The sequence below is a fragment of the Streptomyces sp. TRD_SC_5 genome (genome assembly GCF_056836825.1).
In genome coordinates this window covers 883,765-898,116 of the sequence record NZ_JBWZZS010000001.1, presented here as the reverse complement: position 1 = coordinate 898,116, position 14,352 = coordinate 883,765, and the positions used below count along the sequence as shown (strand labels likewise).

At 65.2% G+C, this 14,352-nt stretch carries 6 protein-coding genes and 3 rRNA genes; 6 read left to right on the top strand and 3 right to left on the bottom strand.

Going from position 1 to position 14,352, the window contains the following annotated elements:
• Window positions 1-17: 17 nt before the first annotated feature.
• Complete coding sequence (locus tag AC1P0E_RS04210) at window positions 18-551, top strand: NUDIX domain-containing protein (protein ID WP_482740799.1); 534 nt, start codon at window positions 18-20, stop codon at window positions 549-551.
• 135 nt (window positions 552-686) lie between these two features.
• Here AC1P0E_RS04210 and AC1P0E_RS04205 read toward each other — a convergent pair whose 3' ends face one another.
• Window positions 687-3,062 (bottom strand): glycoside hydrolase family 31 protein, encoded by a 2,376-nt coding sequence (locus AC1P0E_RS04205; protein ID WP_482740798.1) that lies wholly within the window; start codon window positions 3,060-3,062, stop codon window positions 687-689.
• A 216-nt stretch (window positions 3,063-3,278) separates the two neighbouring features.
• Between AC1P0E_RS04205 and AC1P0E_RS04200 the strand changes: the two genes are divergently transcribed.
• Together AC1P0E_RS04200 and AC1P0E_RS04195 are read left to right on the top strand one after the other, a co-directional pair.
• Complete coding sequence (locus tag AC1P0E_RS04200) at window positions 3,279-5,255, top strand: acetoacetate--CoA ligase (RefSeq protein ID WP_482740797.1); 1,977 nt, start codon at window positions 3,279-3,281, stop codon at window positions 5,253-5,255.
• Between the two features lie 77 nt (window positions 5,256-5,332).
• Complete coding sequence (locus tag AC1P0E_RS04195) at window positions 5,333-6,232, top strand: hypothetical protein (RefSeq protein ID WP_482740796.1); 900 nt, start codon at window positions 5,333-5,335, stop codon at window positions 6,230-6,232.
• 60 nt (window positions 6,233-6,292) lie between these two features.
• On the opposite strand, the gene ptsP is transcribed toward AC1P0E_RS04195, so the two are convergent.
• Window positions 6,293-7,963, bottom strand: coding sequence for a phosphoenolpyruvate--protein phosphotransferase (gene ptsP / locus AC1P0E_RS04190; RefSeq protein ID WP_482740795.1), 1,671 nt, complete (start codon window positions 7,961-7,963; stop codon window positions 6,293-6,295).
• Window positions 7,964-8,050: 87 nt separating this feature from the next.
• Window positions 8,051-8,500: a PTS sugar transporter subunit IIA gene (locus tag AC1P0E_RS04185; RefSeq protein ID WP_482740794.1), complete on the bottom strand. Its 450-nt coding sequence runs from the start codon at window positions 8,498-8,500 to the stop codon at window positions 8,051-8,053.
• A 681-nt stretch (window positions 8,501-9,181) separates the two neighbouring features.
• On the opposite strand from AC1P0E_RS04185, the gene AC1P0E_RS04180 reads away from it, so the two are divergent.
• The 3 genes from AC1P0E_RS04180 (at window position 9,182) to rrf (ending at window position 14,322) form a co-directional block, all read left to right on the top strand.
• Window positions 9,182-10,707: ribosomal RNA gene (locus tag AC1P0E_RS04180) — 16S ribosomal RNA — on the top strand.
• 299 nt (window positions 10,708-11,006) lie between these two features.
• Window positions 11,007-14,131 (top strand): 23S ribosomal RNA (locus AC1P0E_RS04175).
• A gap of 74 nt (window positions 14,132-14,205) precedes the next feature.
• Window positions 14,206-14,322, top strand: a 5S ribosomal RNA gene (gene rrf, locus AC1P0E_RS04170).
• The 16S, 23S and 5S rRNA genes sit together here, the layout of an rRNA operon.
• The last annotated feature ends 30 nt before the right edge of the window (window positions 14,323-14,352 follow it).

The following is a 14,352-nucleotide window of genomic DNA, read 5'->3' as shown; positions in this document are numbered from 1 at the left end:
TCGGATACAGTCCGCGCGTGTCCGCACCCACGAAGAAGCCCGTCAGGGACTCCCACTGCTCCAGCTGCGGAGCGCCGTACCGGCAGGCTGGTGACTGGCCCCGTACCTGCGCCGTCTGCGGCGCCACGGCCTATCGCAACCCCCTGCCCGTCGCAATCGCCCTGCTGCCCGTACGCGACGCACTGGGCGGCGGACTCGTCGTCATCACCCGTGACATCGAGCCGCAGCTCGGCGGAACGGCGCTGCCCGGCGGCTTCATCGACCACGGCGAGGAGTGGCAGCAGGCGGTCGTACGCGAACTGCGTGAGGAGACGGGCATCGAAGCGGCGGCGGGAGAGGTACGCCTCGCCGACGCGCTGAGCTCCCCGGGCGGCCACCTGCTCCTCTTCGGCCTGCTCCCCGAACGCGCCGCCGCCGGCCTGCCGCCTTCCGTCCCCACCGCGGAATCAACCGGCTGGCACCTTCTGCGCGAGCCCGCCGAGCTGGCCTTTCCCCTCCACACAGAAGCGGTACGACGGTGGTGCACGGGAAGCTACAGCCTACCGATGTGAGCGCTCCCGAGTACGTCGAAGTGAACGTTCCCGGGTACGTCGAAGTGAACGTTCCCGGGTACGTCGAAGTGAACGTTCCCGGGTACATCGGAATGAACGTTCCCCGGTACGCCGCCCCAGCAGCCCGCACCCGTGTCAGCAGCCCCGCACGCGCACCGGGAGCCCCACGTCTCCGCCCCCTTCCCGTTCCACCAGCACCCGCCCACCGTTCACCCGCGTAGTGAACCGCTCGACCTCGGCCCGCTCCCAGCCGTCACCCGCGTCCCTCACGACCAGCCCTCCTCCGGTACGCCCGGCAGACGGTGCCCACACCTCGAGCGTGAGCCCGCCGTCGTCACCGCGTACGGGAATCACCGCGCCTGCTCTCGCCAGCACAGGGATGCGCGACAGTGGTGCCTCCAGCAGTACCTGGCCCTGCCCTTCGTACGCAGCGCCGGTAGCCGTGTCGTACCACCGTCCGTGCGGCAGACGGACCGCTCTGCGGTCCGCGCCGTGCTCCAGTACGGGAGCGACCAGCAGACAGTCCCCGAGCAGGAAGGCGTCCTCGCAGTCCCGCAACGCCCGGTCCTCAGGCGCACCCCACCACACGGGACGCACATAAGGCGCACCGGTGAGGCGGGCCAGATGGGACAGTGTCACGAAATACGGCCGCAGCCGCTCCCGTTCGGCGAGCGCGGCCTTCGCGTGCTCGAGCACCCGCGGACCGAACTCCCACGGCTGGCTGGAGCCCGCGGGCCCAGTCGCACGCGTACGGAACAGCGGCAGGTGGGCGCCCAGCTGAAACCACCGCAGATACAGCTCGGCTGAAGGCGTTCCTTTGAACCCCGCGACATCGGTTCCCGAGAACGGCACCCCGCACAACCCGAGACCGAGCACCAGGGAGAGCGAGGCACGCAGTCCCGGCCAACCCGTCGGCACACCCCCCGGACTGGTGCCGCCGTACCTCTGCATGCCGGCCCACCCGGTATGCGAGACGAGAAACGGTCGTTCCCGGGAACGACCGTCTCGCAGCGCCTCGTAACCCGCACGCGCCATCGCCAGGCCATGGACACTGCGGCCCTCCCGGTGATCGCCACCGCGGCCCTCCAGGTCGCGCCGTGCCGAGCGCGACAATGCCGGACCGAAGGGCGAGAAGGCCGCTGTGTCGTTCGTTTCGTGCCAGACCCCGGAGAACCCCTGCGTCAGGCGTTCCTCGTGAAGCGATCCCCACCAGGCACGCGCGCGTGGACCGGTGATATCCGGAAACACGCGCTCCCCGGACCGGAGAACCTCACGCACTTCCCTTCCGCGCACGTCCCGAGCGAACGCCCCCGCTGCCGTTCCGCTGTCGTACAGCGCGCTCCCGGGCTCAGCCCTGACAGCGGGACGGACGACCGACACCAGCCGCACCCCCGACTCCCGGAGATCCGCGGCGAGCCGCGCCAGCCCGGGAGACCGCTCACGTCCGACGGCGAGGCCCTCCTCCCGGTTGCCCTGGTCCACGCCGCCCCGGCCGACGCTCTCGTCCGCGTCCGCGTCCATGTCCAGATGCAGTACGGGCAGCGGCAGCCCCCGCTGCCCATAGCCGGCGACAACCTGCCGCACCTCCCGTTCGCCGCCGACCCCCGGGCAGGCGTGCTGCGGGCCCAGCGCCCACGACGGAGGAAGCACGGGCGCACCCGTGAGCCCTGTCCAGGCCCGCAGCACGCGCGCCGGCGTCCCGGCCACCACCCAGCAGCGCAGCGGCCCACCGTCCATGCGCAGCTCGCTCGAGCCCGGCCGGTCATGCCCCGACCCGGCCCCCTCCTCGCCCTCCCGCAGCGTCACCCGCCCCTCCCACGTGTTGTCGTGGAAAACGAGATGTGTCCCGGCGTCGGAGACGACCAGCTGCACCGGCATCGTCATGGAGAGCGGCTCGTCACCCGGCATGAAGCCGTCACCGGGACCCGAGTTCGACAAGGGGTACGTGCCGTCCCGCAGCCGGACCCCCGAAGTCCGCCCGCCGAGACCGAAGAACCGGGCGTCCGCCGGCACCTCGCTGCGCTGCAGCCAGCGCGCCGTCCCGCCGGCGACCGGCTCCCACCACCGGGGCGGCAGCTCCCGGCGGAGCACCACGCCGCCCGGCGTCCGCACCTCGACGCCACCGTGCCGTGACACGGCGACCGTGAGCCGCTCCGACACCACCTGCCAGCCGCCGTCCTTGTCGGGCTCCAGCTCCGCCCTGGGATCGGGCTCGGGACACGCACCGGCGAGCGCGTACGAAGGCTCCGCACCAGCCCCGTCCCAGCCCCAGAACACCGCGCCACCCGCCGCGACCGTCACCCGCAGCTCGGAACGGGCGAAACGCATCACCCCGCCGCCCGGCTGCGGCTCGGCGCCCGTCACCGCACCAGGCACCCGGGCACGCTCCGCGCCCCGCCGCTGCAGCCCCCAGGCATCCGTACGACGACGCCGCCACGCGGAGCGCGCGAAGCGCAGCCCCTGCACCGTGCCGACCAGTTTCACCGAGCGCACCAGGTCACGACCGTCCATGCGGCTCACCCTGCCACCCGGCCGGACGCGCACGGGGGGCGTTCAACTGCCGTTCACCCGCGGTGTGCGCACACGACCGGCTACGCGACCGTGGGAGGCCCGCCCTGGTGCGCAAGACGATCACATGGCATCGTCCCTGTCAGCCGCCTCGTGCGCACACCCTTCGCACGTGCGCGCGACACACGCACACCACGCGTACAGCCCGGGAGCCGCCCCATGTCCTCAGCAGCGAACACCGCGCCCCTCTGGCAGCCGGACGCGGACCGCATCGCCGCCGCCGCTGTCACCCGTTTCCAGAGCTGGGCGGCCGAGCGGTACGGAGCACCCGCTGACGGCGGGTACCCGGCGCTGCACCGCTGGTCGGTCGACGAGCTCGACACCTTCTGGGAGGCCGTCGCCGTCTGGTTCGACGTGCGCTTCTCCACCCCGTACGAAACGGTACTCGCCGACCGTTCCATGCCGGGCGCCCAGTGGTTCCCGGGAGCCACCCTCAACTACGCGGAACACGCCCTGCGAACGGCCGAAGACGCGTCCCGCGCGGACGACCCGGCCCTCCTGTACGTCGACGAGACCCACGAGCCCACCCCGGTGAGCTGGTCCGAGCTGCGCCGCCAGGTGGGCTCACTCGCCGCCGAACTGCGCGCCCTCGGCGTACGCCCCGGAGACCGTGTCAGCGGCTACCTCCCCAACGTCCCCCAGGCCACCATCGCCTTGCTCGCCACCGCGGCCGTGGGCGGAGTCTGGACCTCCTGCGCCCCTGACTTCGGCGCCCGAAGCGTCCTCGACCGCTTCCAGCAGGTCGAGCCGGTCGTCCTGTTCGCCGTCGACGGCTACCGCTACGGCGGCAAGGAGCACGACCGTACGGACACCGTCGCCGAGCTCCGCCGCGAGTTGCCCACCCTGCGCGCCGTGGTCCACATCCCGCTCCTCGGCACACCGGCCCCCGAAGGCGCCGTCGGCTGGTCCGCCCTCACCTCCGCGGACACGGAACCGGTCTTCGAGCAGGTCCCCTTCGAGCACCCCCTATGGGTCCTGTACTCCTCCGGTACGACCGGTCTCCCCAAGGCCATCGTGCAGTCCCAGGGCGGCATCCTCCTGGAGCACTTCAAGCAGATCGGCCTGCACTGCGACCTCGGCCCCGAGGACCGTTTCTTCTGGTACACCTCCACCGGCTGGATGATGTGGAACTTCCTCGTCTCCGGCCTCCTCACGGGCACCACGGTCGTCCTGTACGACGGAAGCCCCGGCTATCCCGGTACGGGCGCCCAGTGGCGCGTCGCCGAACTCACCGGAGCGACCCTCTTCGGCACCTCGGCCGCGTACGTCATGGCCTGCGCCAAGGCCGAAGTCCACCCCGCGCGCGACTACGACCTCTCCCGCATCACATGCGTGGCCACCACCGGCTCCCCGCTCCCGCCCGACGGATTCCGCTGGCTCCACGACGAGGTCGCGTCCGATCTCTGGATCGCATCCGTCAGCGGCGGTACGGATGTCTGCAGCTGCTTCGCCGGCGCGGTTCCGACGCTCCCCGTCCACATCGGAGAACTCCAGGCAGCGTGCCTCGGCACCGATCTCCAGGCCTGGGACCCCCAGGGAAAACCGCTCACCAATGAGGTCGGCGAACTGGTCGTCATGAACCCCATGCCTTCCATGCCGGTCCACTTCTGGAACGACCCCGACGGCAGCCGCTACCACGACAGCTACTTCGACACGTACCCCGGCGCGTGGCGGCACGGCGACTGGATCACCATCACCGGCCACGGCTCGGTGATCATTCACGGCCGCTCCGACTCCACGCTCAACCGTCAGGGCGTCCGCATGGGATCGGCCGACATCTACGAGGTGGTCGAGCGCCTCCCCGAGATCAGGGAGTCCCTCGTCATCGGCCTCGAAGAGCCCGACGGCGGCTACTGGATGCCGCTCTTCGTCCATCTCGCGGAGGGCGCCACCCTCGACGACGCCCTGCGCGCCCGCATCAAGCAGGCCATCCGCACCGAGCTTTCCCCGCGTCACGTCCCCGACGAGATCATCGAGGTCCCCGGCGTCCCGCACACCCTCACCGGCAAGCGCATCGAGGTACCCGTGAAGCGACTTCTCCAGGGCACGCCGCTCACCAAGGCGGTCAACCCGGGCTCGGTCGACAACCTCGAACTCCTGCATTTCTACGAGGCCCTGGCTCGCACCCGCCCCTGACGAACTCACGGAGAGTGCGTTGTCAGTGCAGTCGGTTACGGTGAGTGAGCAATGATCGACTGCGCTCAGGGGGAAAAATGGCGCACATCAAGTCCACGAAGCACCACAAGAACAAGGCCATGCGCCGTACTCTCCGTCGCGAAGTGCCCAGTACCGTAGGCCTGTTGGCCGACGAGCAGGACTTCGCATCCATGACGGAGTACGGCACCTTCGCCTTCGACGACCACACGGTCTACCTCCAGGAGGTCGAAGGGCTGCTGCGAGCCCTCGCGGCCCAAGGCGTGCACACGACCGTCGCGCTCTTCGACCCCGACGACTTCCTGGAGTTCTGCCGGGCCACCGGAATCGACCCGGACACGGCGCAGAGCCGGACCCGCTTCACCGCGGAAGTCGCGGTCTGCGGCGCCTCCGTTCCCTACACCGGCCAGCCCATCGACAGCCTCGTGCCCATGCTGATCAACGAAGCGGTCCGCCGGGCCACTTGGGAGTACGCGACTCTGCTCCTGGCCCGGCTCGGCAACTGCGCCGAATGCGGGGAGGACATCGGCCGCGAGGCCCTCGACCGAGCGTCGCGCCTGGTCACGAGCCTGCTCGAACAAGCCGGCCCCGGCAGCCACCACCTCGTCTGCAGCGTCCCTGCCGAGGAGGAGCAACTTCTCGCCGTGCTCCACGCGGAGCGCACCGGGAACGAGCCGGTCCACCTGACCGAGGCCGAAGGCGCCGAGTTCGTGACGGTCCTCGCAGCCGGCATCGCCGTGGAAAGCCCCGGTGGAGTGGTACTGAGGACCACCGAGCCCGGGGCGCCGGACCGGCTCCACGGCTGGAGGCTCCACCGGGGCCACCTGGTCGCGCTTACCGCCGGCGAGGTCTTCAGCGCCTACTGCACGGACGCGGACACCGGCGATCCGGTATCCCCTGAGTCCGGCGTCGAGTACTGCCCGGGCTTCGAGATCGCGGAGCCCGACATCCACCACTGAACGCCCGAGGGGCTCCCGGCCTCATGGCCGGGAGCCCCTCGGATCAACGACAGCCGCTGGTCACTCGCCGGACAGCACCGCCTGCGCGGCCGCCCGCGCCTCGTCGGCGGTGTCCGTGGCACGCGCCGCCGCGGCCGCCCGCTCGCACTGGGCGAGCGTGTGCTTCGCCAGCGTCGCACGGACGTAAGGAATGGCCTTCGCGCCCATCGACAGGGAGGTGACACCCAGACCCGCCAGCACGCAGGCGAGCAGCGGATCGGCCGCCGCCTCACCACACACGCCACAGCTCTTGCCCTCGGCCTTGGCGGCGTCGGCCGACGCCGCCACCAGGTCGAGCAGCGCCGGCTGCCACGGGTCCTGGAGCCGCGAAACCGCGCCGACCTGCCGGTCCGCGGCGAACGTGTACTGAGCCAGGTCGTTCGTCCCCAGCGAAAGGAACTCGACCTCCTGCAGGATCGAGCGCGCCCGCAGTGCGGCCGACGGGATCTCGACCATCGCGCCGAACTTCGCCTGCAGCCCGGCCGCACGGCACGCGTCCGCGAACGCCTTGGCATCCGTACGGTCCGCGACCATCGGCGCCATGACCTCGAGGTACACCGGAAGGCCCTTGACGGCCTTCGCCAGCGCGGTCAGCTGTGTGCGCAGTACATCCGGGTGCTCCAGCAGCGACCGCAGCCCTCGAACACCGAGCGCCGGATTCGGCTCCTCGGCCGGCGTCAGGAACTCGAGCGGCTTGTCCGCGCCCGCGTCCAGCACCCGCACGACCACGCGGCCCTCGGGGAACGCCTCAAGAACCTTGCGGTACGCCTCGACCTGCTTCTCCTCCGACGGCGCCTGCTTGCTGTCATCGAGGAAGAGGAACTCCGTACGGAACAGACCAACACCTTCAGCACCGGCCTCGACCGCGGCCGGCACATCCGCGGGACCCCCGATGTTGGCGAGCAGCGGCACCTTGTGGCCGTCGGACGTCGCACCGGGGCCGGTCGAAGCCGAGAGCGCCGCCCTGCGCGCGGCAGCAGCGGCCTCAAGCTCGGCACGCTTATCGGCAGTGGGCTCGACAAAGATCTCGCCCGTACTGCCGTCCACCGCGACGACCGTGCCCTCGGCCAGCTCGCCCGCACCCGGCAGAGCCACCACGGCAGGCACACCCAGCGCCCGCGCGAGAATCGCGCTGTGGCTGGTCGGCCCGCCCTCTTCGGTCACGAAGCCCAGAACCAGCGTGGGGTCGAGCAGCGCCGTGTCGGCGGGAGCGAGATCCCGCGCGATCAGTACATACGGCTCGTCACTGTCCGGCACACCCGGCATCGGCACGCCCAGCAGCCGGGCGACGATACGATTCCGCACGTCGTCGAGGTCCGCGACACGACCGGCCAGGTACTCGCCGGCATTGGCGAGCAGGGCCCGGTAAGCGGCAAAGGCGTCGTACACACCACGCTCGGCCGTGCTTCCCACAGCGATGCGCCGGTCCACGTCGGCCATGAGCTCGGGATCCTGCGCCATCATGGCCTGTGCCTCGAGCACGTGCTGTGCCTCGCCGCCGGCCAGGTTGCCGCGTGCAATCAGGTCGGCCGCCACAGCTTCCACTGCCTGGCGTGCGCGCCCCTGTTCGCGCTCCGCCTCCTCCGCGGGAATCTGCTTGGCCGGCGGCTCGAGAACCGCCGTGCCCATGTGCCGAACCTCGCCGATCGCCACACCGTGGCTCACGCCGACGCCTCGCAGCGTTGTCTCCATTTCACCGTCTCCGATAGTTGCGGTGAGACCCTGTCCAGTCCCCCCGCGATGGATGTCGTACCCGTGGCCGCCCTTACGGCGCCGCCGTCACTGCCAGCTGAAGAGCACGTCGCCGGACTTCACGTCGCCGTCCTCGACCAGATCGGCAAGGGAGTCAGCGGTGGCCTCGAGCGCCACGATCGGGCACACCGGCGACTTGCCGGCCGCTTCGACGGCTGCCGGGTCCCACCGCACGACGGCCTGGCCGCGCGTCACCGTGTCCCCCTTGTTGACGAGCAGCTCGAAGCCTTCACCATTGAGCTGCACCGTGTCGATGCCCAGGTGCGTCAGAACTCCGTGACCGTCGCCGTCCACGACGACAAACGCGTGCGGGTGAAGAGAGACGATGACCCCGGCGACAGGGGCGACGGCCTCCGACGGCTCACGTACGGGGTCGATCGCGGTGCCGGGACCGACCATCGCGCCGGAGAACACCGGGTCGGGGACTGCGGCGAGTCCGATGGCGCGTCCAGCAAGAGGGGACGTCACGCTGGTCATTGGGCCTCCCAGGGGTGGAGAGTTCGTGTGCCGCCGCCACTACCTGTCCAGGGCGGCGTACTGTTCAGAAGGGTAAGTCACTAGAAGTCCCGGTTCCGCACGAGAGCTGCCGCTTGGCGGACCTAGGGGTGCACCGGCAACGGTTTGCCTCGTCTGCCGGAGCGATGTACTGTCGTAGTCCTGCCTGACACCAGCACGCACTCCATTGTGGGTCGCGGGTCGGCAGCTTCTGACAGGTCTAAACCATATCCCGAATCTGAAGCTTCTGCATGCCCGCAGAGCACTGGTCAGGGAAACGGAAAACGACTGGTAGAGTCGGAATCGCCGGAAAGGGAAACGCGAAAGCGAAAACCTGGAAAGCGCCGAGGAAGTCGGACGCGAAAGCGTCTGATAGAGTCGGAAACACGAAATACCGAACGAAAGCCCGGAGGAAAGCCCGAGAGGGTGAGTACAAAGGAAGCGTCCGTTCCTTGAGAACTCAACAGCGTGCCAAAAGTCAACGCCAGATATGTTGATACCCCGGCCCACTTCGGTGGGTTGGTGGTTCCTTTGAAGAAGACCTGGCTGTCCTAGTGATAGTGCAGTCCAGGCAAACACAGCGAGGACGCTGAGAACAGCGGGCCATATTCCGGCCCGATCTGTTCCGCTCTTTCGTGGTGCTAGCTCGATTACGAGCAAACATTCATGGAGAGTTTGATCCTGGCTCAGGACGAACGCTGGCGGCGTGCTTAACACATGCAAGTCGAACGATGAAGCCCTTCGGGGTGGATTAGTGGCGAACGGGTGAGTAACACGTGGGCAATCTGCCCTTCACTCTGGGACAAGCCCTGGAAACGGGGTCTAATACCGGATAACACTCCTCCCTGCATGGGGAGGGGTTAAAAGCTCCGGCGGTGAAGGATGAGCCCGCGGCCTATCAGCTTGTTGGTGGGGTAATGGCCTACCAAGGCGACGACGGGTAGCCGGCCTGAGAGGGCGACCGGCCACACTGGGACTGAGACACGGCCCAGACTCCTACGGGAGGCAGCAGTGGGGAATATTGCACAATGGGCGAAAGCCTGATGCAGCGACGCCGCGTGAGGGATGACGGCCTTCGGGTTGTAAACCTCTTTCAGCAGGGAAGAAGCGAAAGTGACGGTACCTGCAGAAGAAGCGCCGGCTAACTACGTGCCAGCAGCCGCGGTAATACGTAGGGCGCAAGCGTTGTCCGGAATTATTGGGCGTAAAGAGCTCGTAGGCGGCTTGTCACGTCGGATGTGAAAGCCCGGGGCTTAACCCCGGGTCTGCATTCGATACGGGCAGGCTAGAGTGTGGTAGGGGAGATCGGAATTCCTGGTGTAGCGGTGAAATGCGCAGATATCAGGAGGAACACCGGTGGCGAAGGCGGATCTCTGGGCCATTACTGACGCTGAGGAGCGAAAGCGTGGGGAGCGAACAGGATTAGATACCCTGGTAGTCCACGCCGTAAACGTTGGGAACTAGGTGTTGGCGACATTCCACGTCGTCGGTGCCGCAGCTAACGCATTAAGTTCCCCGCCTGGGGAGTACGGCCGCAAGGCTAAAACTCAAAGGAATTGACGGGGGCCCGCACAAGCAGCGGAGCATGTGGCTTAATTCGACGCAACGCGAAGAACCTTACCAAGGCTTGACATATACCGGAAAGCATCAGAGATGGTGCCCCCCTTGTGGTCGGTATACAGGTGGTGCATGGCTGTCGTCAGCTCGTGTCGTGAGATGTTGGGTTAAGTCCCGCAACGAGCGCAACCCTTGTCCTGTGTTGCCAGCATGCCCTTCGGGGTGATGGGGACTCACAGGAGACCGCCGGGGTCAACTCGGAGGAAGGTGGGGACGACGTCAAGTCATCATGCCCCTTATGTCTTGGGCTGCACACGTGCTACAATGGCCGGTACAATGAGCTGCGATGCCGCGAGGCGGAGCGAATCTCAAAAAGCCGGTCTCAGTTCGGATTGGGGTCTGCAACTCGACCCCATGAAGTCGGAGTTGCTAGTAATCGCAGATCAGCATTGCTGCGGTGAATACGTTCCCGGGCCTTGTACACACCGCCCGTCACGTCACGAAAGTCGGTAACACCCGAAGCCGGTGGCCCAACCCCTTGTGGGAGGGAGCTGTCGAAGGTGGGACTGGCGATTGGGACGAAGTCGTAACAAGGTAGCCGTACCGGAAGGTGCGGCTGGATCACCTCCTTTCTAAGGAGCACTTCTTACTCGGTTCGCCGGGTCAGAGGCCAGTTCATCGGCGAACGTCCGGTGCTGGTTGCTCATGGGTGGAACGTTGACTACTCGGCACGGTTTGGTGGGTTCACAAGTACTGCTTCGGCGTGGAAAGTGAGCACAGTAAATCGGGTCGGGCACGCTGTTGGGTATCTGAGGGTACGGACTTCGGTCCTTATCTTCGCGATGCCGGCCCCAGTGCACTCGCCCGTAAGGGTGGGGTGATGGGTGGCTGGTCGTTGCTTGAGAACTGCACAGTGGACGCGAGCATCTGTGGGCAAGTTTTTAAGGGCGCACGGTGGATGCCTTGGCACCAGGAACCGATGAAGGACGTGGGAGGCCACGATAGTCCCCGGGGAGCCGTCAACCAGGCTTTGATCCGGGGGTTTCCGAATGGGGAAACCCGGCAGTCGTCATGGGCTGTCACCCATACCTGAACACATAGGGTATGTGGAGGGAACGCGGGGAAGTGAAACATCTCAGTACCCGCAGGAAGAGAAAACAACCGTGATTCCGGGAGTAGTGGCGAGCGAAACCGGATGAGGCCAAACCGTATGCGTGTGATACCCGGCAGGGGTTGCGCATACGGGGTTGCGGGATCTCTTTGTCACAGTCTGCCGACTGTGAGACGAGTCAGAAACCGTATGGATAGGCGAAGGACATGCGAAAGGTCCGGCGTAGAGGGTAAGACCCCCGTAGCTGAAATTCATACGGCTCGTTTAAGAGACACCCAAGTAGCACGGGGCCCGAGAAATCCCGTGTGAATCTGGCGGGACCACCCGTTAAGCCTAAATATTCCCTGGTGACCGATAGCGGATAGTACCGTGAGGGAATGGTGAAAAGTACCGCGGGAGCGGAGTGAAATAGTACCTGAAACCGTGTGCCTACAAGCCGTGGGAGCGTCGCGCATTGAGTTTACTCAATGCGTCGTGACTGCGTGCCTTTTGAAGAATGAGCCTGCGAGTTAGCGGTGTGTAGCGAGGTTAACCCGTGTGGGGAAGCCGTAGCGAAAGCGAGTCCTAATAGGGCGATTGAGTTGCACGCTCTAGACCCGAAGCGGAGTGATCTAGCCATGGGCAGGTTGAAGCGGCTGTAAGAGGTCGTGGAGGACCGAACCCACCAGGGTTGAAAACCTGGGGGATGACCTGTGGTTAGGGGTGAAAGGCCAATCAAACTCCGTGATAGCTGGTTCTCCCCGAAATGCATTTAGGTGCAGCGTCGTGTGTTTCTTGCCGGAGGTAGAGCACTGGATAGGCGATGGGCCCTACCGGGTTACTGACCTTAGCCAAACTCCGAATGCCGGTAAGTGAGAGCACGGCAGTGAGACTGTGGGGGATAAGCTCCATGGTCGAGAGGGAAACAGCCCAGAGCATCGACTAAGGCCCCTAAGCGTACGCTAAGTGGGAAAGGATGTGGAGTCGCAGAGACAACCAGGAGGTTGGCTTAGAAGCAGCCACCCTTGAAAGAGTGCGTAATAGCTCACTGGTCAAGTGATTCCGCGCCGACAATGTAGCGGGGCTCAAGCGTACCGCCGAAGTCGTGTCATTCACACATATAGGGCCAACGCCCGTGTGGATGGGTAGGGGAGCGTCGTGTGCCGGGTGAAGCAGCCGCGGAAGCGAGTTGTGGACGGTTCACGAGTGAGAATGCAGGCATGAGTAGCGATACACACGTGAGAAACGTGTGCGCCGATTGACTAAGGGTTCCTGGGTCAAGCTGATCTGCCCAGGGTAAGTCGGGACCTAAGGCGAGGCCGACAGGCGTAGTCGATGGACAACCGGTTGATATTCCGGTACCCGCTTTGAAACGCCCAGTATCGAATCCATTAATGCTAAGGCCGTGAAGCCGTCCTGGAGCCTTCGGGCAAAGGGAAGTGGTGGAGCCGCCGGCCCAAGGTGGTAGTAGGTAAGCGATGGGGTGACGCAGGAAGGTAGTCCAGCCCGGGCGGTGGTAGTCCCGGGGTAAGGGTGTAGGCCGAGGGGTAGGTAAATCCGTCCCTCATTGAGGCTGAGACCTGATGCCGAGCCGATTGTGGTGAAGTGGATGATCCTATGCTGTCGAGAAAAGCCTCTAGCGAGTTTCATGGCGGCCCGTACCCTAAACCGACTCAGGTGGTCAGGTAGAGAATACCGAGGCGTTCGGGTGAACTATGGTTAAGGAACTCGGCAAAATGCCCCCGTAACTTCGGGAGAAGGGGGGCCATCACTGGTGATCCGTTTTACACGGTGAGCTGGGGGTGGCCGCAGAGACCAGCGAGAAGCGACTGTTTACTAAAAACACAGGTCCGTGCGAAGCCGTAAGGCGATGTATACGGACTGACGCCTGCCCGGTGCTGGAACGTTAAGGGGACCGGTTAGTGCGCTTTCGGGCGTGCGAAGCTGAGAACTTAAGCGCCAGTAAACGGCGGTGGTAACTATAACCATCCTAAGGTAGCGAAATTCCTTGTCGGGTAAGTTCCGACCTGCACGAATGGCGTAACGACTTCTCGACTGTCTCAACCATAGGCCCGGTGAAATTGCACTACGAGTAAAGATGCTCGTTTCGCGCAGAAGGACGGAAAGACCCCGGGACCTTTACTACAGTTTGATATTGGTGTTCGGTTCGGCTTGTGTAGGATAGGTGGGAGACTGTGAAGCATGCACGCCAGTGTGTGTGGAGTCAATCTTGAAATACCACTCTGGTCGTGCTGGATGTCTAACCTCGGTCCGTGATCCGGATCAGGGACAGTGTCTGATGGGTAGTTTAACTGGGGCGGTTGCCTCCTAAAGAGTAACGGAGGCGCCCAAAGGTTCCCTCAGCCTGGTTGGCAATCAGGTGTTGAGTGTAAGTGCACAAGGGAGCTTGACTGTGAGACCGACGGGTCGAGCAGGGACGAAAGTCGGGACTAGTGATCCGGCAGTGGCTTGTGGAAGCGCTGTCGCTCAACGGATAAAAGGTACCCCGGGGATAACAGGCTGATCTTCCCCAAGAGTCCATATCGACGGGATGGTTTGGCACCTCGATGTCGGCTCGTCGCATCCTGGGGCTGGAGTCGGTCCCAAGGGTTGGGCTGTTCGCCCATTAAAGCGGTACGCGAGCTGGGTTTAGAACGTCGTGAGACAGTTCGGTCCCTATCCTCTGCGCGCGTAGGAATATTGAGAAGGGCTGTCCCTAGTACGAGAGGACCGGGACGGACGAACCTCTGGTGTGCCAGTTGTCCTGCCAAGGGCATGGCTGGTTGGCTACGTTCGGAAAGGATAACCGCTGAAAGCATCTAAGCGGGAAGCCTGCTTCGAGATGAGTGTTCCCACCCCCTTTGAGGGGTTAAGGCTCCCAGTAGACGACTGGGTTGATAGGCCAGATGTGGAAGCCCGGTAACGGGTGGAGCTGACTGGTACTAATAGGCCGAGGGCTTGTCCTCAGTTGCTCGCGTCCACTGTGTTTGTTCTGAAGTAACGAACTGTGCCTTTACCGGTTTGTTCAACTTCATAGTGTTTCGGTGGTCATAGCGTTAGGGAAACGCCCGGTTACATTCCGAACCCGGAAGCTAAGCCTTTCAGCGCCGATGGTACTGCAGGGGGGACCCTGTGGGAGAGTAGGACGCCGCCGAACAATTATTGTGGGAAAGCCCCGCACCTTATG

What these genes read in the sequence shown, in the direction of transcription:
- AC1P0E_RS04185 (WP_482740794.1), bottom strand. Translation starts at nt 8,500, where the DNA reads ATGACCAGCGTGACGTCCCCTCTTGCTGGACGCGCCATCGGACTCGCC.
- AC1P0E_RS04205 (WP_482740798.1), bottom strand. Translation starts at nt 3,062, where the DNA reads ATGGACGGTCGTGACCTGGTGCGCTCGGTGAAACTGGTCGGCACGGTG.
- ptsP (WP_482740795.1), bottom strand. Translation starts at nt 7,963, where the DNA reads ATGGAGACAACGCTGCGAGGCGTCGGCGTGAGCCACGGTGTGGCGATC.
- AC1P0E_RS04200 (WP_482740797.1), top strand. Translation starts at nt 3,279, where the DNA reads ATGTCCTCAGCAGCGAACACCGCGCCCCTCTGGCAGCCGGACGCGGAC.
- AC1P0E_RS04195 (WP_482740796.1), top strand. Translation starts at nt 5,333, where the DNA reads ATGGCGCACATCAAGTCCACGAAGCACCACAAGAACAAGGCCATGCGC.